Raw genomic sequence first — 21,939 nt, 5'->3', positions numbered from 1 at the left:
AGCGCCGCGAAGGCTGTTATCTGCGCAACTTCAGGCCTGCAGCAATTGATGCAGCACATAAGGCAATACTCCGCCGTGCAGGCAGTAGGCCACTTCGGTTGGCGTATCCACACGTAATTGCAAGGTGCAGACCTGGTGGCAACCATCGGGGTAGTTGATATGCAGTTGCACCGGCTGTGCCGGTGATAGCGGGCTGTGCAAGCCTTCCAGTGCGAAGCTTTCACGGCCAGTCAGGCCTAGGGTGCAGATGCTGTCGCCAGCCTGGAATTGCAGCGGCAACACGCCCATGCCAACCAGATTGGAGCGGTGAATGCGTTCGAAGCTTTCGGCAATTACCGCGCGCACCCCCAGCAAGGCCGTGCCTTTGGCCGCCCAGTCTCGGCTTGAGCCGCTGCCGTATTCCTTGCCGGCAATCACCAGCAGTGGCACGCCTTCTGCCTGGTAGCGCTGGGCCACGTCATAAATGAAGCCTTGCGTGCCATCCGGCTGGTGCAGGCTATAGCCACCGGTGACGCGGCTGCCATCCCCGGCGGGCGCTAACATCAGATTATGTATGCGGATATTGGCAAAAGTGCCGCGCACCATGACCTCATGATTGCCACGACGGGAACCATAACTGTTGAACAAGCGGGGCGGAATGCCCAGTTGCTGCAGATAGCCTCCGGCACAGGAATCGGGTGCAATGCTGCCGGCCGGGCTGATGTGATCGGTCGTGACCGAATCGCCCAGCAGCAGCAGCGCGCGGGCTTGCCGTATCGCCGGCACCGGGGGGAGGCTGTCCAGCGTCACCTTGTCCAGAAACGGAGGGCGGGCAATATAGCTGGAGAGCGGCCAGTTATACGATTTATGCGTGTTGAGCGGCAGCTCCTGCCACAAGGGCGCATCCGCCACCTGGTATAGCTGTGGGTAGCGGGCCGGATTTTCCGCTGCGTGAACGGCCCGCTCGATTTCCTGCGGACTGGGCCACAGCATGGACAGATAGACGGCATTGCCCTGGGCATCGTGACCGAGCGGCGCACGGGTGAGGTCGATGTCTATCCGCCCGGCCAGCGCAAAGGCCACCACCAGCGGCGGGCTCATCAGGAAGTTGGCGCGCAGTGCCGGATGTATGCGCGCTTCGAAATTGCGATTGCCGGACAGCACGGCAGCGCAGATCAGGTCGTCATCGACAATCTGTTGCTCCAGGGTCAGATCCAGCGGACCCGAATTGCCAATGCAGGTGGTGCAGCCATAGGCAAGCAGGCGAAAGCCAAGCTGTGCCAGCGGTTCCAATAGCCCTGCGCTTTGCAGGTAGTCGCGCACTACTTGCGAACCGGGGGCCAGCGAGGTTTTGATATGGGATGGAACTTTCAGTCCCAATGCCACCGCCTTGCGGGCCAGCAAACCCGCCGTCAGCATGCTGCCCGGATGCGAGGTGTTGGTGCAGGAGGTAATGGCGGCAATCACGATGTCGCCATGTGCCAGCGGCGTGCCGCTTGCCGGTCCGGCTGGCCGGGCGGGGGCGGCAGCGTCCTTGCCGAAGCCGCCATGCTCGGTGGGGGTGGACAGGGTGGTGAGGAAGCTTTGCTGCAAGGCATCCAGCGGTATGCGATCCTGCGGCCGCCGCGGGCCGGCCACGCAGGGCTTGATGTCTGCCAGGTTTACATTGATGACGCGACTGTAGTCGATCTCGCCCAGCCGGGGCATGCCAAACATTTGCTGTGCCTGGAAGTAAGCCTGAAACGCGGCCACCTGTTCGCCATCCCGGCCTGTGGCCGTCAGGTAGGCCACTGTCTGGTGGTCGGGAGGGAAATACGCCACGGTGGCACCGTATTCCGGTGCCATATTGGCAATGGTGGCGCGGTCCGGCACGGTAAGCCGGGCGGCACCGTTGCCAAAGAATTCGACAAAGTCGCCAACTACATCCGATTTGCGCAGCAATTCGGTCAGGGTGAGGACCACATCGGTAGCGGTGACGCCTGCCGACACCTGTCCGTGCAGGTGTACGCCCAGCACATCCGGCTGCAGCAGGAATACCGGCAAGCCCAGCATGGCAGATTCCGCCTCGATGCCGCCCACCCCCCAGCCCAACACCCCCAGGCCATTGATCATGGTGGTATGCGAATCGGTCCCGACCAGGGTGTCGGGAAAGTAGATCTTGCCTTGCCTGCTCAGGCCCGGTGCCAGGTACTCCAGATTGACCTGGTGGACAATACCCTGCCCCGGCGGGGTGACGTGCAGATTGGCAAAGGCATGCTGACCCCATTTGATGAAGCGGTAGCGCTCACCATTGCGTTCGTATTCCAGTTGCAGATTGCGCTGCAAGGCATCGGGCTCGCGGAAAAAATCCACCTGTACCGAGTGATCCACCACCAGATGCACCGGAATTTTCGGTGTGATCAGCAAAGGGTCGCGGCCCAGGCGCATGGTGGCATCGCGCATGGCGGCCAGATCGCATAGCAGGGGCACGCCGGTGAAGTCCTGCAGCAAAATGCGCGCCACCACGAAGGGAATTTCCGTCTCGCGAGGCGCTTGTGGCTGCCAGCCTGCCAGTTGGCGCAAATGGGCCTCGCTGACATATTGGCCATCCACATGCCGCAACAGGGATTCCAGCATGATGCGCAAGGAAACCGGCAGCCGGGAGATGGCACCGAAGCCCTCTTGTTCCAGCAAGGGCAGCGCGTAATACAAACCGATCTGCCCGTTGCCAAAGGAGAATTCGCGTAAATAACTGGCGCTGCGCATGGTGTGGCCTCCTGCTGATGGGCGTTGCCGTTGCCGGTATGGAGGACAATCTTGGCCACTGCATCGCCCATGCTCTGTGCGCAGGCGCACATTCGGCAGGCTGCCTATACCATATTGCCAGGCTGCACCCAGTTATCGAATTGGGCCTCACTGATGCTGGCCAGCTCCAGCGCGGCCTGTTTCAGCGTGCAGCCGGTTTGCTGCGCATGGCGGGCGATGCGGGCCGCCTGGTCATAACCGAGGTGCGGACTGAGGGCGGTCACCAGCATCAGGGATTGGTTCAGCAACTGGGCGATGCGCTGGCGGTCGGCTTCCAGCCCGGCAATGCAATGCGTGGCCAGACTGTCCATGCCATCACTCAGCAGGCGCAGGCTTTGCAGAAAGTTGTAGGCAATCAGCGGCTTGAAGACATTCAGTTCGAAGTTGCCCGAAGCCGCGCCGATGGACAGCGCCACATCATTGCCCATCACCTGGCAGCACAGCATGGTGATGGCTTCACACTGGGTGGGGTTGACCTTGCCCGGCATGATGGAGCTGCCGGCTTCGTTGGCAGGCAGGATCAGCTCCCCCAGCCCGCAGCGCGGGCCGGAAGCCAGCCAGCGGATATCATTGGCGATTTTCATCAGGGCGGTGGCCAGCATTTTCATCGCGCCATGCGCAAGCACCATGGCGTCATGCCCGGCCAGGGCGGCAAACTTGTTGTCAGCGCTGCAAAGTGGCAGGCCGGTTTGCGCTGCCAGGATGGCGGCCACCCGCTCACCAAAGCGCGGATGCGTGTTAAGGCCGGTGCCGACGGCAGTGCCGCCGATGGCCAACTGATACAAGGCTGGCAGGCTGCCTTGCAAGGCTTGTTCGGCGTGGCGCAACTGGGCAATCCACCCGGATATCTCCTGCTCCAGTGTCAGCGGAGTGGCATCTTGCAGGTGGGTACGGCCAATTTTGATCAGCCCGGCAAAGGCCTGCGCTTTGGTCTGTAGCTGTTGCTGCAGCCTGTCCAGCGCCGGCAGCAGTTGCTGGCGGATGCCTTGTGCGGCGGCCAGATGCATGGCGGTGGGGAACACATCGTTGCTGGACTGCCCCATATTGATTTCATCATGCGGGTGCAGCAGGGCGTGCTGGCCGGGATGGCCACCAAGCAACTGGCTGGCCCGGTTGGCCAGCACTTCGTTGATGTTCATATGGCTTTGCGTGCCCGAGCCGGTTTGCCAGACGGATAAGGGAAATTGCCGCTCATGCAAGCCTGCGCTGATTTCATCACAGGCGTGGAGAATGGCCTCGCCCTTGGTGGCATCCAGCAAGCCCAGCTCCATATTTGCCTGGGCTGCCGCCCGCTTGATGCTGGCCAGCGCCTGGATCAGGGCCGGCGGCATCAGCTCGCTTGAAATGGCAAAATGCTGCAACGCACGTTGGGTTTCGGCCCCCCACAGTGCATCGTTTGCTACGGCAATGCTGCCAAAACTGTCGTTTTCCATGCGCGGGGAAGTTGTCATCCAGCATGCTCCATCGGCTGTTGTGGTTGCGCTGGCATGCGGCCCACCCGTCATCATGCAAAATGCCCATCAACTCCAGGGGGAATTGACAGGCGGTGCATCAACACCAGGCGGCTGCCGCAGGGCAGGCCAGGGTGCTTAAGGGGGAAAGCCCTGCCATGCAGGATGGCTAAGCCGCGTGTACGCTGCGCTTACTCAGGACTTGGTTTGGTCCGTGGTTTTGTCCTGCATGCTGCCAGGTGTTTTGCCGGCAGCGTCCTTGACGGTGTCTTTGCCGGCGTCAACGTTATTGCCCTTTTGGCTGAACACCGGTGCCGCTTGGGTGATGCCGGCATTGGCCTTGCTATTACTGCCTTCGGCGGGTTTTGCGGTGTCGTGCTTTTCGGTGATTGAAGTCATTGCGTGTACCTCTTGGTCTTGCTGATTGTGTCGGGTGAGTTCACCCGGCATCCAGCACATCATGCGCGCTTGCTGATGGCCCCTCTGTGCGTTATGCCGCATAGCGCATAATAAATCTCAGATAAGCACGCTAATCTTGTCGATGACATCGCGCACACCGGGCATGCCGGCTGCCGCATGGTTGGCCAGCGCGCGCTCGGACCAGCTATGGACGCTGCCGGAAAGAATCACATCCGGCCCATCAATGCTGACGGTAATGCTGTTGATGTCACGTATGGCCCGGCGCTTGAGCGCCGCTTCCACTTCTTCCTTGATGGCCTGGCTGAGCAGCTTGCTACGCAGCGTGATCTGGTTGCTGATGCCGGTAACGCCCGCCAGATGGCGTAGCAGGCTGATGGCGGTCTTGCGCTGGAAGTCCCATTCGACTTCGCCGGACAACGTGATCCAGCCGTGTTCGACCATCACTTTGATCGCGTGGTCTTTGAGTACCGGGACCATGTGCAGGGCATTGGCCGCGGCGGCGGAAATCTCGCCATCACTGCGTTGTTCCTGCCAGGGCAGGGCCACGGTCAGCTCGACGGCAAGCGCCTGCACCCCTCCCACGCGCAAGGCCGCCCGTTCGGCGGCCCACTTTTGCGTAAAGTCGGCCACCTCTCCGCTAAGGGTAATGACCCCGTCCTTGGCCTGCACGCCAATATGGCTGGCATAAATCTGCGGGTCCCATGCCAGCTCCGCCATGACATCTGACTGCAGTGTGGTATCGGTCTTTAGCATGATGGCGACTCCTTGTGGTTTGGAGTGCCATGATCGATGGTCAGGCCTGCGGCGTCTGTCTGTTGGGACACACAGCGATGAGCAGGGCAGGATGCACCGCGGGATGGCTGATGTGTTCTCTGACGTACATACATTATGTAATTTATGGATTATCTTAATAGAGATTGAATCATTTGATTTAATATTGTGAGGTGAAACATGGTAGAGACATGCCCGGCCAATGGTTTGCTTAGGGCCTTGCCAGAGGCGGAGTGGATGCATATCAGGCCCTTTCTCGAACAGGTGGAACTGCCGCTGGGCAAAACGCTGTACGAATCGGGACACAAGCTCAGCCACGTCTATTTTCCAGTCACGGCCATCGTATCGCTGCTCTATGTGATGGAGAACGGCGACTCGGCGGAGATTGCCGTGGTCGGCAATGAGGGCATTGTCGGCATCGCCCTGTTCATGGGGGGTGAGTCCACGCCAAGTCGGGGCGTGGTGCAAAGCGGTGGCTACGGTTATCGGCTGCCCGCCAAAGAGATCAAGCAGGCGTTCGAACGTTCGCTGCCGTTCATGCATCTGCTGCTGCGTTACACCCAGGCGCTGATTACCCAGATGTCGCAGACCGCCGTTTGCAACCGGCATCACTCGCTGGATCAGCAGCTATGCCGCTGGCTGCTGCTAAGCCTGGACCGGCTGCAGGGCAGTGAGCTTTGCATGACGCAGGAGCTGATTGCCAATATGCTGGGGGTGCGACGCGAAGGCGTGACCAATGCCGCGTTGAGCTTGCAGCGCGATGGAATCATCCGTTATTCCCGTGGCCATATCCGGGTTCTGGATCGCCCTGCGCTGGAATCCCGCACCTGTGAGTGCTATTCCGTGGTGAAAAAGGAATATCAGCGCTTGCTGCCGCCCTTTCAGGCCAGATGAGCGGATGGCACGCAACAGCACCGTGCCACCTGCGTTGAAGTAATTACAGCGTGGTGCCGGCGGCTTTTTTTCTGCCACTTTCGGCGCGCGCCGGGCTGGATAATGCCGAGTGCAGACTGCTGAAGTGCTGCTCTGTCAGCGCGCACAGGTTTTCATGGTTTTTTGACAGATCGTTGCACAGCTCGGTGGAGCAGTGCATCAGCTTGCTGGACGCATGGCTGGCGATCTGGTTGATCTTGCTGATGGTTTCCTCTGGGGAGCCGGCCACCAGCAGTTCTTTCATCGACAAGGCGCAAGTATCCAGTCCGGCCTGGCCCAGTGCCAGGTTGAAATGGACAATCTTTTCGGCGCAATCCAGGGAAAGCGCCATAAGCTTGATGCCTAGTCCCAAACCCGGCTGGCTTGGTGCCGGCAACTCCTGATGTGCAGTGTTCATGCTGGTTCTCCGCAACGCGTCATAGTGATGGCCGGAAAGAAAGGCAGCTTTCTTTCCCATCCGTTCAAACCGTGCCTTGCTTCTGTCCGGATGCAGCAAGGCACCGCTGGAAGCCGGCTGGCCAGACGGAAATGCACTTCCGTCAGCGGCATCTTCCAATAGCCGCAGTTCGTCCGTATGTACGGTGCCAAACATAGCGCTTTTTCAGCCAAGAGCAGGCTTGTGCATTGCCCGGCTAAGCGCGTTAACACACAGTCAGGGCTGGCGGAAATGGCGCAGGCTGAGCGTGGCACCCAATATCGGGTTGCCGGGGGAGTGGAAAATGCAGCAGCCACACAATTGCATTCTGCAGCGCTTGCCGTCAGCCGATCGCCAGCAACTGTTGGCGCGATGCGAACAGATGACTTTGCCGCAGGCTGCGCGCCTGGACGGGCCAGGCCAAGGTGGCCACCAGGTCTACTTTCCCCTGTCCGGGCTGGTGGTATTGCAGTCCGGCAGCGGCGGCCACGCGGTTTCGGCTGGCATGTTCGGCAATGAGGGCATGCTGGGCGCGGGCCTGGCATTGGGTTTGGCCCGCTCGCCCTTGCAGGCCACGGTGCTGGAGGCCGGACAGGCCATGCGACTTGGCTGTCTTGGCTTCTGGCATGCATTGCGGCATAGCCGACCCTTGACCAGGCTTAGCCAGCATTATCTTTATTCCACCTATGAGCAGCTTGCCCTGTCGGCAGCCTGTGCCCATTGCCACGACATCACGCCACGGCTGGCCTGCTGGTTGCTGATGGCGGACGATCGTCTGCAACTGGCTGCAATGCATTTCACCCAGCAGGAGATGGCCGACATTCTGGGAGTGCGACGGGTCGGCATTACCCGGGCGGCAGGCTGGCTGCAAGACCAGGGGCTGATTGGCTACCACCGTGGTGTGATCAGCATCCTGGATCGACCAGGTTTACAACAGGCCGCCTGTAGTTGTTATGTTTTGTTCGCCCGCAATCATGCACCTTTGATTTGTCATATCTAGCGCCGCTTGCCACCGCAGCCTGCATGTTTGTGCATGGTCTTGTGAGCAAGCCGGTGTGGCCGGCAGAGGGGTCATCTTCCATGCTGCGCTGCGGAATATGCTTGCAGACCGGTTAATAGCGTGTAGGGTACAGGGCACTGCCGGCTTCATCGTGTTGCCGGCTCTCTGCTGTGCAGAGATCTGTACAGAAAAAAGTGATGAAACCTACCCCCCCTGAAGCACTCCAGCCGGTGCAATCCATCCGCCCGGACCAAGCACCGCAGCCGTCTGCCATCATTGGCATTGGCTGCTCCGCCGGCGGACTGGAAGCGCTGGAAGCCTTGGTGGCCGGGATTACACCTGGCCTTGGCGTGGCGCTGGTGATTGTGCAGCATCTGGCCCCTGATTCCGCCAGCATCCTGCCGGAGTTGCTGGCCAGCCATACCCGCCTGGCCGTGCATGAGGCGGGACACGGCACGCCGATTCTGCCGGAGTGCATTTATGTGATTCCGCCCAATAAAACCCTCAGCTTTGACCATGGTTGTCTTTACCTTTCCACGCCGCCTGCCGGACTGCGCTTGCCGATTGATCGCCTGTTTCACACCCTGGCGCATGGCCTGGGCCGACGCAGCATGGCCGTCATCCTGTCCGGCATGGGGAAGGATGGCATGCTGGGCTTGAAGGAAATCAAGGCCTGCGGCGGGCTGAGTTATGCGCAGGATCCGCTGACCGCACGTGCCGACAGCATGCCGCGCAGCGCGATAGACCTTGGGGTGGTTGATTTCGTCGCCAGCCCGCAACGCCTGGCCAGCCTCTTGCTTGAGCAATGCAGCCATCCGGCGGCACCGCTGGCGCTGCCTGCCCCGCAAGCGGCCATCCGGGAAATCATCAGCTTGTTGCAGCAACATACCGGCAATGATTTTTCGCATTACAAGCCCAATACCCTGAATCGGCGCATCGAGCGGCGCATGACCTTGCTGCAGTTGGACAGCATAGCCGCCTATGCCGAGCATTTTCGCGGCAATCTGCAAGAACGTGATTTGCTGCTCAAGGAATTGCTGATTGGCGTTACCCGGTTTTTTCGCGATACCGCCATGTGGGACTACTTGCGGGACATGGCCATGCCGGCGCTGTTTGCGCAGTATCCGGCAGGCAAGGCATTGCGCGCCTGGGTGCCTGCCTGCTCCAGCGGCGAGGAAGCGTACTCGCTGGCCATCCTGTTTCGCGAGGCGCTGCTATTGCATCAGCCCGCCGGGCAGTTCAGCCTGCAAATCTATGCCACAGACCTGGACAGCGACGCCATCCAGCATGCGCGACGTGGCGTCTACGCTGGCAGCATTGCCGCGGACGTGGGGGCGGCACGGCTGCAGCAGTACTTTGTGGCCGAGGGCGATCATGTCCGGGTGAGCAAGGACATCCGTGACATGATTGTGTTTGCCACGCAGAACATCATTTCCGATCCGCCATTTACCCGGCTGGATATCCTGTCGTGCCGCAACCTGATGATTTATCTGGACAGCGTATTACAGGAGCAACTGCTGCCCTTGTTTCATTACGCGCTCTGTGCCGGCGGTATTCTGGTGCTGGGCAGCGCAGAAACCATCGGCCGGTTTTCCACCCTGTTTGTACCGCTGGATAAGAAAAATCGCATCTTTTCCCGCAACGACGAAGCCAGCAGCAGTCGCATGCTTGAATTACCGCTGCGCACAGCGTCGTGCTTGTTGCCGCTAATTGAAGAAACCATGCCAGATTACCGTAAAAGCCTTGAATACCAGACTGATCAACTGATTCAGCAAAATTATGCGCCAGCAGGGGTATTGATCAATAACGACGGGGATATCCTCTATATCAGTGGCCGGGTAGGGCGCTATCTGGAACCTGCGGCGGGCAAGGTGAATGTGAACATCTATGCCATGGCGCGCGAAGGATTGGCTAGTGCGCTGCATACCGCCATCCAGCAAGTTCAGTCCGGTGTGGAAATGGTGCAGCTGCATGATTTGCAGGTGGATGTTTTTGGAACACCGCACAGCTTTCATCTGACGGTACAACACATTCGGCAGCCGGAAGCGCTGCAGGGCCGGCTGCTGGTGGTGTTTACCGAAGCGCCGCCAGCCAAGACCAGGTCACGACGCCGCACTTCTGCCAGCGAGCGCGAGCTGATGCTGGAGCGCGAGCTGGAGCAGAGCCGCAAGCTGCTGCGCTCGATGCAGGAAGACATGCAGATTGCGCTGGAAGAAATGAAGTCCGGCAATGAAGAGCTGCAAGCCACCAATGAGGAGCTGACCACCTCGCGCGAGGAGCTGCAGTCGCTGAATGAAGAGTTGCAAACCATCAATGCCGAGCTGCAGGCCAAGCTGGACGACCTGACCTGGGAACGCAATGACATGAACAATCTGCTGAACAGCACCGAGATTGCCACGGTGTTCCTGGATGGTGACATGCGCTTGCGGCGCTTTACCAGCCATGCCACCGCGCTGTTCAAGTTCATTCCCGGCGATATTGGCCGTCCCTTGTCCGATATCCGCAGCGAACTGGATTATCCGCTGCTGCTGGATGATGCAGCCAAGGTGTTGCACACCGGGGTATTTGAAGAAAAACGGGTATATAGCCGCCATGGCCGCTGGTACCGCGTACGCATCATGCCTTATCGCCGGCTGGACAACGTGATTGACGGGATCGTGATCACTTTCATCGACACGACGGAGATTGCCAGCCTGGAAGCACGGCTGCAACAGCAGATGGAGTAAGGCTGATGGCCAACAAGTCCCATGCAAGACGTAGTGCTGCTAGCTTGCGCCAGCGTGCCGAGCAGCGGCTCAAGGCCATGCCGCTGCAGTTGCCTGGGACGCCGGACCCTCTGCGCATGTTGCACGAGCTGCAAGTGCATCAGATCGAACTGGAAATGCAGAATGAAGAACTGAAGCTGTCCAATGAGGCATTGCGGCTGGCTTCCTGCGTGTTCAGTCACAGCCATGAAGGCATTGTCATTACCGATGGTGCCATGCGCATTATTGAGACGAATCCTGCATTTAGCACGATTACCGGTTTTTCTGCCCGCGACAGTCTTGGCCGCACGCCGGCCATGCTGATCTGCCAAGGGCAGGATGGCCAGCACCCCAAGGCCATGTTGCGCGCACTGTACCGCCATGGCAGTTGGTGCGGGGAGTTGAACTGCCTGAGGCGCGATGGGACTGCTTATCCCGCCCGCCTGTTTCTGACCTTGTTGCGTGAGCCTGCCGGCGCAGGCCGGGAGCAGCGGCACTATATCGGTTTTTTTTCCGATATCAGCCAGTTGCGGCTGCATGAAGACGAACTCAATCGCATGGCCAACTACGATTTGCTCACCAGCCTGCCCAACCGGCGCTTGCTGACCGAGTGGCTGAATCTGGTCATTCACCGCGCGCAACGCACCGGCAAGCGCCTGGCGGTGTGTTATCTGGACCTGGACGGCTTCAAGGCAGTCAACGATAGCCTCGGCCACGAAGCCGGAGATCAGTTGCTGGTGGATATCGCCGACCGTTTGCGGCTGGCCCTGCGCGTCAACGATATCATTGCCCGGCTGGGCGGCGATGAGTTCGTGCTGCTGCTGACCGATCTGGCCGATGACGAAGAATACCGGCTGGTGCTGGATCGCGTCCTGCAAACAGTGGCCACGCCACTGACACTGGCCGGCAGCCTGGTCCAGGTTTCGGCCAGCATCGGCGTCACGGTGTACCCGCATGACGACTCGGACAATGACACCTTGCTGCGCCATGCCGACCAAGCCATGTATCTGGCCAAGCAGTCCGGTAAAAACCGCTACCATTATTACGATCTGGCCCAGGACAAGCTGATGCGTGAATACCACGACCAGCTATCACGGCTGGCCAATGCGCTGGAGCAGGGCGAGCTGCTGCTGGTGTATCAGCCCAAGGTGGATCTGCGCGATGGCAAGGTAATCGGACTGGAAGCCTTGTTGCGCTGGCAGCATCCCGAGCTGGGTTTGCTGCTGCCGGAAAGCTTCCTGAAAGTGCTGGAAGGCAGCATGACCGAGCTGGGGCTGGGCGACTGGGTGAGCAAGCAGGTATTGCAGCAAATGGAGCACTGGCGCCAGCAGGGCTGGGTGCTGGATGTCAGCATCAATATCAGCGCCAGCCAGTTACAACAGCCGGATTTTGCCGACAACTTGCTGCAGCAACTGGCGCAGTTTCCGCTGCTCTCACCGGCCCAGCTCGGGCTGGAGCTGCTGGAGACGGCAGCGCTGGAGAACATCGTGCAGTCCATTCAGACGCTGGCAGTGTGTCGCGCCCATGGCATCAGTTTTGCGCTGGACGATTTTGGAACCGGCTACTCCTCACTGGCCTACTTCCGCAATCTGCCGGTTGACATGCTCAAGATCGACCAGAGTTTTGTCAGCAATATGCTCAATAGCCCGGAAGACCGCAACATCGTCGACAGCATCATCCGGCTGGCGCGCGCCTTCAACCGCGAAGTCATTGCCGAAGGCGTGGAAAGCCTGGCGCATGGTGCCATGCTGTTGCAACTGGGCTGCCATTACTGCCAAGGCTATGCCATTGCCCGGCCCATGCCGGCCGCGTCCATCATTGCCTGGATGCAAGGCTGGGAGCAGCAGCGGACATGGGAACACCTGCCTGCGCTTGCCTGCGCCGGCTGATGCCGCGCCCAGCCATGCCGCCCGTCCTTATGTATGCTGCTGCACCGACGCCGCCTGCGCTTTGCGGGATGATGGGCCATGGGCTTGGCATGGACATGCAGCAGCATCCGACATGATCGTTCTTTGCTGTTTTGGTGCAGCCGGGGCATCCCGCGCGCTTGCCTTGCCTCCCCGTTGCGGACGCATTGCCTGCATCGGAATGCCTGCGCCGCAGGCTTGTTGATAGAAAGAAGGGTGTCACCATGACGGAAAAGGAAATTCTGGCACGCATCGTGAGCATGAACGGCAACCGCGACGGTGCCGTTCTCGCCGGGTTCTGGTTACTGATGGGCTCACGCCATGATATCCGTTTGTTTACCCTTGGCGATCTGCGCACCCTCTCCGGAGAGAGCCGCTCCTTGTTCCATGCCATTAACCAGGCTTACAGCAGCGAGCGTTTTACTGCATTAAGCCCGGCAATGGCCACCCGGCTGATGAGCATCCTGGTGGATTACGAGCATGCACATGCCGATAAAAAACCGTTTGTTGGTGCCAGCGCATCCGGGCGGGAGACCGGCTAAGGCATGCCGGGCAGCGGTACCGGCACACAAGGCCACCAGGCTGCAGCCTGATGACGGCAAGGTCGGCCAATCACTGCACTGCAGGCGCGGGGGGAGGGTACGGTTGTTGGCGGCATGATTTTTTGCCTGTACCGCATAAGTGACTTAGGCTGTGGCTGGCATTATCGACTTTTGCGAGGGAAAACATGCATATCGCCATTCTGACATTCGATGGATTCAATGAGCTGGATTCGCTGATTGCACTGGGGATTCTCAATCGGGTGAAAAAAACGGGGTGGCGGGTTTCCATTGCCAGCCCCAGCGCCACGGTGGCGTCGATGAATGGCGTGGTGTTGCAATCGCATATTGATCTGTCAGCGGCCAGCCTGGCCGATGCCGTCATCATCGGTAGCGGCATGAAAACGCGGGAGGTGGCCGCCGATGCCGGGCTGATGTCGCAGTTGCGCCTGGACCCGGCCCGGCAACTGCTGGGGGCGCAATGCTCCGGCACGCTGTTGCTGGCAAAGCTTGGCCTGCTGGACGGGCTGCCGGCCTGTACCGATCTGATTAGCAAACCGTGGGTGGAGGAGGCGGGGGTGGGCGTGCTGGATCAGCCTTTCTATGCCAAGGGCAATCTGGCCACTGCCGGTGGCTGTCTGGCATCCCAATATCTTGCGTTTTGGCTGATTGCCCGGCTGGAGGGGCTGGAAGCGGCAAGAAGTGCCCTGCATTATGTGGCACCGGTAGGCGAAAAAGAACAGTACCTGCAGCGCGCGATGGAAAACGTGATGCCATTTATGGCGGCGTAGGCGGTAGCGGCATGATGTGCTTGCTCCAGCCGCCATGCGGGGCTAGGGGAAGTATTTGCTGATGACCTGGTTGATGAAGCCATCCTGCCTCATGCGGTTGATGGCCTCGGCAATCCTGGCGGCATCCTCACGCGGGAACATCCGGCCTGAGGCGATCCAGTTCTGGTCGCTGTACATGCGCGCACCCACCACCGGCGGGACGCCGTTCTGGCGCTGGTAAATCGGCTTGAAGGTGGTGGCTGCCCCAAAAAAGCTGGCCACCCGTCCTGCTTTCAGCATCTTGGCCATGTCTTCCAGCGGGCTTTCCACCAGTTGCTCGCTCTGCACGCCTTGGCGCAGCAGCCAGGTACGGACGCTGGAGCCGGCGCGAATGCCGATCAGACCGGCTGCCGTGGCCTGCGCCACGCTGTCCAGCGCCGGGCTGCCATCGCGGGTGATGAAGCCGAAATCCGTGGTATTGGTGACGGCAATCCAGTTAAACAGCGCTTCGCGTTCCGGTGTGCGGGCAAAGTAAATCATCAATGCGCTGGCGCTGGAGGTCACTTCCTGCATCGCCCGTTTCCATGGGCGTATCTTGGCATTGGGAATAAAGCCGGCACGGCGGATGGCCTCGCTGCCGATTTCTATCATCATGCCCCCAGGCTGCTCCCCTCCCTGGCTGCACATCGGTGGCAGATGATCACATTCCAGATCAATCACCCTGGCGGCATCCTGCGCCTGGGCGCAGTGGCATAACAGCATGATGACGCTGGCAAGCAGCGTGACCGGTAGGACTGACATGCCATTCTTCCTTGCCACAAGAGCAGTTGCGGTTGATCTGTTCTTTAATACATAGCCGAGCCGGATGAAAATGCCAATGTATTGGCATGCTGCTGCGGCAGGTGGCGAGGGATGGCTGATGCGGTGTCGGTGCTTGCTTAAACAGCCTTTATTATCAATACGCGCTGAAAAATTAAGCACTGCTGCCGATTTTATGATTAATAATCGGGCGGTAATTTGCTTGTCATTGCGCTGCGGCTGACCGCAACTCAGCCGCAGCCTTGCCACCAGGCACCTGTGCCGCCGGGGCCGGACTGCGCGCCGCTTTGCCCGATTTATGTTGCATTTTAAATACACATTCATTGTCGACGTACTGCCCTTGCGGATGCTGGCGTGCGGCTAACTGTGGGCAAGCTGCGGCGAATCTGCATGATCGTGGCGCTATTGTCCGGTGATGGGCTTGTAGGCGGTGGGCCGCCTATCGTGGGTCTTACTTGTCATTCTGGTCGGCAAATAATATCGTAATGCGATATTTTACACATGCAGTGCATCTCACCGTGGCTGCTGTGCCGCTGGCACAAGACCAGCCGCTTGCCTGCAGCCACGCCCACCAAGGAATCTATGTCCGGTTCATTCAGGAAAATCCCCATTGAGGTCGCTCCCGCCAAACCTGCCGAGCAGGAGGTGGTATCGCTATATGCCGCGCAGAAGAAAATCTACCCGCGCAGTGTGCGTGGCCGATTCAACAACTGGCGCATTGTGTTTGTCGTGCTCACCCAACTGGTGTTTCTGGGCCTGCCCTGGCTACGCTGGGATGGGCGGCAGGCGGTGAATTTCGACCTGGTGGAACGCAAGTTCTACCTGTTTGGCCTGATTATCTGGCCGCAGGATTTCATCTACCTGGCGGCCTTGCTGATTATCTCGGCCTTCGGCCTGTTTTTGTGGACCACCATCGCCGGCCGCCTGTGGTGCGGTTATTCCTGTCCGCAGACGGTGTATACCGAAATCATGCTGTGGATAGAGCAGTGGACCGAGGGCAGCCACAGCCAGCGCAGCAAGCTGGACCAGCAAGGCTGGAGCCTGCGCAAGCTGCGCATCAAGCTGATCAAGCACAGCCTGATGCTGACCTTTTCCCTGCTGACCGGCTTTACCCTGGTGGGCTACTTCACCCCGATTCACGCGCTGCTGGCAGCGCTGCCCGGTTTTGATTACGGACCGTGGGAGCTGTTCTGGATCTTCTTCTACGCGGCTTGCACCTATTTGCTGGCCGGAGTGATGCGCGAACAGGTATGCCAGTACATGTGTCCCTATGCCCGCTTCCAGAGTGTGATGTTCGATGCCGACACGCTGGTGATTTCCTATGATGCCGCCCGCGGCGAGCCGCGCGGTGCGCGCAAGAAGGGCAGCAATCCGCAGCAGCAGGGCTTGGGCTCCTGCATCAACTGCGGTATTTGCGTGCAAGTGTGCCCGGCCGGCATCGATATCCGTGCCGGCCTGCAGCATGAGTGCATAGGCTGTGCTGCCTGCATCGATGCCTGCGACGCAGTGATGGACAAGCTGGCCTACCCGCGCGGACTGATTCGCTACACCACCGAACATGCGCTGGAGGGGCGCTATCCGGAAACGGCCATCCTGTCGCGGCTGCGGCGTCCGCGTGTGGTGCTGTATGCCTTGCTGCTGCTGGTGGCCACCAGTGCGGCCGGTATTTCCTTTGCCATGCGCAAGCCGTTCAAGGTGGATGTGATCCGTGATCGCGCCTCGCTGGTGCAGGAAACCGGCGATGGCCGGCTGGAAAACAGCTATCTGCTGAACGTGATCAACACCACCAGCCAGGATCAGCGCTTCAGCATCAGTGTGAGCGGTCTGCCGGGAATTGCCATTGCCAAGCCGCAGCCCTTATCCATCAAGGCTGCCGACAGCAAGGGCCTTGGGGTGCGGGTGGTGGTGGATCCGCAATACGCCGACCGCGGCAGCCACCCCATCCGGTTCCGGGTGCAGTCGCTGGACAATCCCGCGCTGGTGGTGGAGGAAAAATCCAGCTTCATCGGCGAATAAGGCGGTGGGGGGGCGACCGGTGCGCTGCAACAGGAGGTCAGTGCGGGTCCAGTGTGCCCAGGCAGGCCAGCAGCAATAGCGCCAGCAGGCACAGGGCAATCTGCAGCCGCACGGCACGCTGGAAACAGGGCAGGGCGCGCGGGCTGCTGGCCATGCGCGGCACCAGGTAGTAGCGGTTGTATAGCGCCAGCAGTGTCATGCCGGCCACCATCAGCAGCTTCAGGCCCAGCAGGATGGCATAGGGCGATGGGCTATCCGGCAGCAGGCTGCCGTTGATCAGGTAGAGATTGCCCAGGCCGCTGGCAATCACCAGCAGCACCACGCCGTGGCCGGCAGTGGAAAAGCGCAGCATGATCTGGCGCAGCACGGCGGGGGAGGCCGCCGCGGATGGTCCGCTCAGTCGCAATACCAGCGGCAGTGCGCCCAGCCATGCGCCACTGCTCAGCAGGTGCAGCAGATCAGTCAACTGGTGGCCAAGGCCATCCATGGCGGCATGGCCGCTGAGGGTGAGGCTGCTTAGCAGCGCAGCGCTGCTGAGCGCGCTGATGCCCGGCGAGGTCAAGCTGCGGCGCGGCCAACTGCTCAGCAACAACAGCAGGGCGGCGGCCAACTGCCAGCACCAGGCGTGGCCAATGCCGCTATCGCGGGCCACGCTGAGCAAGGTGGCAGGCTGCCAGCTATCTGTCCAGCCATCGGCCAGGATGGCACTGTGCAGCGGCAGCGCGCATAGCGTGGCCAGCAGGATGACAAGGCTGGCCCGGCGCTGCCAGCGCGCCAGCGCCTGCCAGATGGGCTGGCGTACTCCGGCAGGCACCAGCGCCAGCAGAAAGAGCGCGCTACCCCACAGCCACAGCGCTGCGCCGTGGGTTAGCCAGCGGCACAGCCATAGCAGGACATCAGCAGAATTCACTTGCTCACGCTGAAGCGGTAGCTGCCCTTGGTTTTGTGGCCGTCCACCGACAGCACATGCCATTCCAACTGGTAGCTGCCGGCTGGCAGCGGCTGGGCCGGTTTCACCACCAGGGTCTTGCCGCCATTGCCCAGCGTGGCTTCACCCAGGGCAACCTCCTGTTTGGCGGCGTTGCTGAGCTTGATGCCGCTGAATTTCACGTCCAGCGCTTCGGAAAAAGTCAGATTCAAACTGGCCGGTGTGCTGACCGCGCTGTCGGCGGCCGGTTCGGCAGTTTTCAGGTGGGCATGCGCCCAGGCCGCCGTGGTGGTGAGCAGGCTGGCAGCAACAATCAGCATGGAGGAACGGATAAAACGCAGCATGACAACTCCTGTCGGGTGAAAAAGCATGAATGGTGCGGCCTGGTGCCAGCCGGAGAGGCAGGATGCTAACCCATAGGCCGGAACTCGGGTAGCCGCGTTGCGGGGGGAATGGCAAAAACCGGTCTTGCCGCCGCCCCGGCATGGCATGGTGTCAGCCTCCCGCCATGGCAGGCTGGCGGCCATGGTAAAGCAGGGGGAAGCCATCGTCGGCCGGCACGCTGTGGATGGGGGTGGCATACAGTTGGCTGAGCAGGACTGGGCTTAGCACCTGGGCGGTGGGTCCGGCGGACAGCAGCCGCCCTGCCTGCAATAGCAGGGCATGCTGGCTGTAGCGCAGGGCGGCGTTCAGGTCGTGCAGTACCATGATGGTCAGCATATTGCGCTGGCGGGTTTGCTGTTCGATCACCCCCAGCACCTGTTGCTGGTGTTGCGGGTCCAGCGCGCTGATGGGCTCGTCCAGCAGCAGGATTTCCGGTGCCCGCAGCAGTGCCTGGGCCAGAAACACCATCTGGCGCTGCCCGCCGCTCAGTTGGCCCAGCGGCTGTTGTTCCAGCGCGGACAAACCTAGCAGTGCCAGTTGCTGGCGTGCTTGTTGCCGCAAGCTTGGCGGCACCCGCCAGCCCAGGGTTTGCACCTTGCCCAGCAGCACCACCTCCAGTGCGCTCAGCCGGCTGCTGCTGCCGCAGTCCTGCGGCAGCCAGGCCACGGCAGCGGGCAGCGTGCCAGTTTGATGCCGCCAGTCGGGCTGGTCGGTACGGCGGATGCAGCCGCCATAGGCCAGTTGCCCGGCCAGGGTGCGCAGCAGGGTGGATTTGCCCGAGCCATTCGGGCCCAGCAGGCAGGTGATGCTGCCACGCGGCCCGCTGTGCAGGTTCAGTCCATGCAGTACCGTGCGCCCGGCCAGTCTTACCGAGAGTTGCTCCAGTTGCAGCATTTTATTGTCCATCCTTGCCGCGCAGGATCAGCAGCAGGAAAAACGGCAGGCCGATCAGCGCGGTGACAATGCCGATGGGAATCAAACCGCCGGGCGACAGCCACTTGCCCAGCAGCGAGGCCAGCGACAGCAGCAAGGCACCGGACAAGGCCGCGCCGGGAATCAGGTAACGGTGATCTTCTCCCAGCAGCATGCGTGCCATGTGCGGGGCAATCAGGCCGACAAAGCCGATGGTGCCGACAAAGGCCACCGCCACGCCGGTCAGCAAGGACACCAGGGCCAGCGCCCGCCAGCGCAGGCGGGCCACGGCAATGCCCAGGCTGGCGGCGCGTTCATCGGACAAGCCCAGCGCGGTAAAGCGCCAGGCGTCCCGTGCCAGCAAGCCACCGCCCAGCAGCAGGGTAAGCCACATCAGGCCCACCGCATGCCAGCCGCTTTTGTACAGGCTGCCGAACAGCCAGAACACGATCTGCGCCAGCGCGTCCGGCGCGGCCAGGTATTGCAGCAGCGACAGCAGCGCCTGAAACAGAAACAGCAGGGCAATGCCCGCCAAGACATAGGATTCGGCATTGCCGCCGCGGCGTCGGCCTATCAATAGCACTGCCGCCCCGGCAACAAAGGCAAAGCCCAGTGCGCACAGCGGCAGGCCCCAGGCTTCGGCCAGCCCCAGGCTGCTGCCTGCCACGATGAACAGCGCCGCACCAAAACCGGCACCGGCGGAAATGCCCAGCGTGTAGCTACAGGCCAGCGGGTTGTGCAGCACAGTCTGCATGATCAGGCCGGACACCCCCAGCGCCGCGCCCACTGCCAGCGCCATCAGCGCCACCGGCAGGCGGATTTGCCACACGATGACACCATCGCCCCCTTCGCCTTGCAGCAGGCTGTGCAGCACTTGGGTGATGCTCAACTGTGCCGGGCCGCTGGCAATGTCCAGTAGCAGGCTGCCGCCCAGCAGTATCAGTCCCAGCAGCAGGACTCCGGCCCGCGTGAGGGCGTGCGGCCAGCGGGCTGTCATGGCCAGGCTGAGTGTGTTCATGGCTTGAGCCCCAGCAGCCAACTGCCGCTATAGGCGACGGGCAAGTAACGCTGGTGGTACTGGCGCAATTCGGCCAGCGGGTCGACATCGGCAAACTGCGCCGGATATAGCTGCTTGGCGATAAAGGCCATGGCGGTATAGTCGTTCAGGCTGCGGCACAGGCCGTGCTCGATGGCATAGACATGCTGCTGGCGCACTGCCGGCAGGCTGCTCCAGCCGGGGCGGCCCAGATAGGCTTGCAGGCTGGCACGCGCATCGGCCGCGCTATGGTCATAGCCCAGCTTGACCGCCTTGGGGCGGTTTACCCAGGACGAACCGGCAATGAAGATGTAGTCCGGCTGCGCTGCCAGCACGGCTTCCGGGTTCAGCGGCCCCCAGTTGGCGGCAATGCGGCCATTGGCCAGATTATCCGCGCCCAAGGTGTCCAGCAGCTTGCCCCACATGGTGTCGCGGTAGGTATTGCCCACGCTGTCGGCACCATCGCGGCCCAGCTCCACATACACCCGCGGCTTGCTGCTGGACTTGGCCAGCGCCACGCGGCGCAGGATGTCACGGTATTTGCGCTGGTATTGCTGCGCCAGTTCCTCGGCGCGGATATTGCTGCCCATCACCGCGCCAATGGCACGGGTGCTGGCCAGGTGCCGCTCCAACGTCTGGGCGTTGTAGTCGATCACCACAATGGGAATGCCGGCCTGGGTGATTTGCTGCACGGCAGTGCCCAGCACCTTGAAGCTGCCTTCGGGCAGGATCAGCACATCCGGCTTCAGTGCAATCACTTTTTCGGCGCTGAAGGTGTTGTCCTCGCTATAGCCCACGTCCGGCATGGTCTTGAGTGCCGGAATCACCTGCTGGTAACGCGCCCAGTTGGCCGGACGCCAGCCGGCCCACGGGTTTTTGCTGATGCCCACCACCCGCTTCCAGCCGTCAGCACCGGCAATGGCGGTGAAGTCCTCAAAGTTGAAACCCAGCACCACGCGTTTGGCCGGGACATCCACCACCACCTTGCGGTTCAGGGCGTCGCTGATGGCAAGCGGCTTGGCACGGGCAGGTTCGGCCAGCAAGGCAGGCAGGGCAAGAACGGTAAGCAGGAGCAGGGCAAGTCGGCAGGAAACAGACATGGCTGGTGCATGGGATGATGGGCAAGAGCGTCATTGTAGGCAACGGCGGCTGTGACAGCCTGTGGCAAATTGTCGCAGCCCCCGCTGACAGCGGCTTGGCGGTGGCCGAGCGACAGAATTTGGCGTTGACAGTTCAAATGCAAATGAGCATGATTCTCATTTTCAGAATATTCATCATCATGCTCATCCCTTTTCTGATCATGTTGCGCGAAGGCATGGAGGCCGCGCTGATTGTTGGCATCATCGCCAGCTATCTGCGCCAGTCAGGCCAGCAGCGCTGGATGCCTGCCGTTTGGCTGGGCGTGGTCCTTGCCTGCCTGCTCAGCCTGGCCGTGGGCTTTGCCCTGGAAATGACCGAGCAGGAATTCCCGCAAAAGCAGCAAGAACTGTTTGAGGCCGTGGTGGCGCTGATTGCCGTCGGCATTCTCACTTCCATGGTGTTCTGGATGAAGCAGGCCGCCCGTTCCATCAAGGGGCAGTTGCATGACTCCATCGACGCCGCGCTCAGCCGTGGCCGTGGTCAGGCTTATGCGCTGATCGGCATGGCCTTCTTTGCCGTGGCGCGTGAAGGGCTGGAGTCAGTGTTCTTCCTGCTGGCGGCCTTTCAGCAGCAGGCGCAAAACCCGCTGGCCTGGCTGGCCGCGCTGCTGGGCCTGGCTGTCGCCGTGGCCATTGGCTGGGGCATCTACCAGGGCGGGGTACGCATCGATCTGCGCCGCTTCTTCCGCCTTACCGGCATGTTCATCATTCTGGTGGCCGCCGGTCTGCTGGCCGGTGCGGTCAAGGCCCTGCATGAAGCCGGGCTGTGGAACCAGCTACAAGGCGTGGTGTTCGACCTTAGCCGCGTCTTGCCCATCGACACCCCGCTAGGGGTGATTCTGTCCGGCATGTTCGGCTACAACGACACCCCCACCGTCAGCGAGCTGCTGGCCTGGGTGCTGTATCTGCTGCCAGCCCTTTACCTGTTCATGCGCGGCAGCAAGCCTGCCGCCAGCCCTGCCAGTGCCACGCTGCACTCCCATTGACATCAC

19 protein-coding genes are annotated in these 21,939 nt (G+C 61.1%); 8 read left to right on the top strand and 11 right to left on the bottom strand.

The genetic code is table 11. The features are described 5' to 3' along the window. Positions 1-30: 30 nt before the first annotated feature. The 4 genes from acnA to DLM_RS11060 all read right to left on the bottom strand — a co-directional run bounded on the left by acnA (position 31) and on the right by DLM_RS11060 (position 5,387). A complete protein-coding gene (gene acnA / locus DLM_RS11075; protein WP_089086312.1) occupies positions 31-2,724 on the bottom strand; it encodes an aconitate hydratase AcnA in 2,694 nt (897 codons plus the stop codon). Between the two features lie 104 nt (positions 2,725-2,828). Further along, complete coding sequence (gene fumC, locus DLM_RS11070) at positions 2,829-4,214, bottom strand: class II fumarate hydratase (RefSeq protein WP_089086313.1); 1,386 nt, start codon at positions 4,212-4,214, stop codon at positions 2,829-2,831. Between the two features lie 195 nt (positions 4,215-4,409). Next, positions 4,410-4,613, bottom strand: a complete 204-nt coding sequence (locus DLM_RS11065; protein ID WP_145985835.1) for a hypothetical protein — start codon at positions 4,611-4,613, stop codon at positions 4,410-4,412. A gap of 117 nt (positions 4,614-4,730) precedes the next feature. Beyond that, on the bottom strand, positions 4,731-5,387 hold the full coding sequence (locus DLM_RS11060; protein WP_089086315.1) for a BON domain-containing protein: 657 nt from the start codon (positions 5,385-5,387) through the stop codon (positions 4,731-4,733). Positions 5,388-5,642: 255 nt separating this feature from the next. Here DLM_RS11060 and DLM_RS11055 point away from each other — a divergent pair, with 255 nt between their 5' ends. Then, positions 5,643-6,299, top strand: a complete 657-nt coding sequence (locus DLM_RS11055) for a Crp/Fnr family transcriptional regulator (RefSeq protein WP_231960150.1) — start codon at positions 5,643-5,645, stop codon at positions 6,297-6,299. 43 nt (positions 6,300-6,342) lie between these two features. Here the strand turns inward: DLM_RS11055 and DLM_RS11050 are convergent, their stop codons facing one another. Then, positions 6,343-6,735, bottom strand: coding sequence for a hypothetical protein (locus DLM_RS11050; protein ID WP_145985834.1), 393 nt, complete (start codon positions 6,733-6,735; stop codon positions 6,343-6,345). A gap of 322 nt (positions 6,736-7,057) precedes the next feature. On the opposite strand from DLM_RS11050, the gene DLM_RS11045 reads away from it, so the two are divergent. The 5 genes from DLM_RS11045 (at position 7,058) to DLM_RS11025 (ending at position 13,734) form a co-directional block, all read left to right on the top strand. After that, positions 7,058-7,753 carry a Crp/Fnr family transcriptional regulator gene (locus tag DLM_RS11045; RefSeq protein ID WP_089086318.1) on the top strand — a complete coding sequence of 232 codons (696 nt, stop codon included), beginning with the start codon at positions 7,058-7,060 and terminating at the stop codon, positions 7,751-7,753. A 197-nt stretch (positions 7,754-7,950) separates the two neighbouring features. Further along, positions 7,951-10,479, top strand: coding sequence for a chemotaxis protein CheB (locus tag DLM_RS11040; protein ID WP_089086319.1), 2,529 nt, complete (start codon positions 7,951-7,953; stop codon positions 10,477-10,479). 5 nt (positions 10,480-10,484) lie between these two features. Then, positions 10,485-12,386, top strand: a complete 1,902-nt coding sequence (locus tag DLM_RS11035; protein ID WP_089086320.1) for a putative bifunctional diguanylate cyclase/phosphodiesterase — start codon at positions 10,485-10,487, stop codon at positions 12,384-12,386. A gap of 242 nt (positions 12,387-12,628) precedes the next feature. Beyond that, complete coding sequence (locus tag DLM_RS11030; protein ID WP_089086321.1) at positions 12,629-12,946, top strand: hypothetical protein; 318 nt, start codon at positions 12,629-12,631, stop codon at positions 12,944-12,946. Between the two features lie 185 nt (positions 12,947-13,131). Then, a complete protein-coding gene (locus DLM_RS11025; protein WP_089086322.1) occupies positions 13,132-13,734 on the top strand; it encodes a DJ-1/PfpI family protein in 603 nt (200 codons plus the stop codon). Positions 13,735-13,776: 42 nt separating this feature from the next. On the opposite strand, the gene DLM_RS11020 is transcribed toward DLM_RS11025, so the two are convergent. Continuing rightward, positions 13,777-14,514: a substrate-binding periplasmic protein gene (locus DLM_RS11020; protein ID WP_167467095.1), complete on the bottom strand. Its 738-nt coding sequence runs from the start codon at positions 14,512-14,514 to the stop codon at positions 13,777-13,779. A 600-nt stretch (positions 14,515-15,114) separates the two neighbouring features. Here DLM_RS11020 and ccoG point away from each other — a divergent pair. Beyond that, positions 15,115-16,548 carry a cytochrome c oxidase accessory protein CcoG gene (gene ccoG / locus DLM_RS11015; RefSeq protein WP_089086368.1) on the top strand — a complete coding sequence of 478 codons (1,434 nt, stop codon included), beginning with the start codon at positions 15,115-15,117 and terminating at the stop codon, positions 16,546-16,548. A gap of 37 nt (positions 16,549-16,585) precedes the next feature. On the opposite strand, the gene copD is transcribed toward ccoG, so the two are convergent. From copD to DLM_RS10990, 5 genes are all read right to left on the bottom strand, one after another. Beyond that, positions 16,586-17,458: a copper homeostasis membrane protein CopD gene (gene copD / locus DLM_RS11010; RefSeq protein ID WP_167467094.1), complete on the bottom strand. Its 873-nt coding sequence runs from the start codon at positions 17,456-17,458 to the stop codon at positions 16,586-16,588. Continuing rightward, a complete protein-coding gene (gene copC / locus DLM_RS11005; RefSeq protein ID WP_145985833.1) occupies positions 17,455-17,820 on the bottom strand; it encodes a copper homeostasis periplasmic binding protein CopC in 366 nt (121 codons plus the stop codon). The genes copD and copC overlap by 4 nt, the downstream gene beginning before the upstream one ends. Positions 17,821-17,971: 151 nt before the next feature. Then, complete coding sequence (locus DLM_RS11000; RefSeq protein ID WP_167467093.1) at positions 17,972-18,754, bottom strand: ABC transporter ATP-binding protein; 783 nt, start codon at positions 18,752-18,754, stop codon at positions 17,972-17,974. A gap of 1 nt (position 18,755) precedes the next feature. Further along, positions 18,756-19,790, bottom strand: a complete 1,035-nt coding sequence (locus DLM_RS10995; RefSeq protein ID WP_089086326.1) for a FecCD family ABC transporter permease — start codon at positions 19,788-19,790, stop codon at positions 18,756-18,758. Further along, positions 19,787-20,908 carry an ABC transporter substrate-binding protein gene (locus tag DLM_RS10990; RefSeq protein ID WP_089086327.1) on the bottom strand — a complete coding sequence of 374 codons (1,122 nt, stop codon included), beginning with the start codon at positions 20,906-20,908 and terminating at the stop codon, positions 19,787-19,789. Before DLM_RS10990 ends, DLM_RS10995 begins: the two co-directional genes overlap by 4 nt. Before the next feature lie 179 nt (positions 20,909-21,087). On the opposite strand from DLM_RS10990, the gene efeU reads away from it, so the two are divergent. Then, complete coding sequence (gene efeU / locus DLM_RS10985) at positions 21,088-21,933, top strand: iron uptake transporter permease EfeU (protein ID WP_089086370.1); 846 nt, start codon at positions 21,088-21,090, stop codon at positions 21,931-21,933. The last annotated feature ends 6 nt before the right edge of the window (positions 21,934-21,939 follow it).

Origin of the sequence: Aquitalea magnusonii (genome assembly GCF_002217795.2) — a bacterium.
Classification (GTDB): Bacteria; Pseudomonadota; Gammaproteobacteria; order Burkholderiales; family Chromobacteriaceae; genus Aquitalea; species Aquitalea magnusonii_B.
This window is presented reverse-complemented; position numbering and strand designations above follow the sequence as displayed.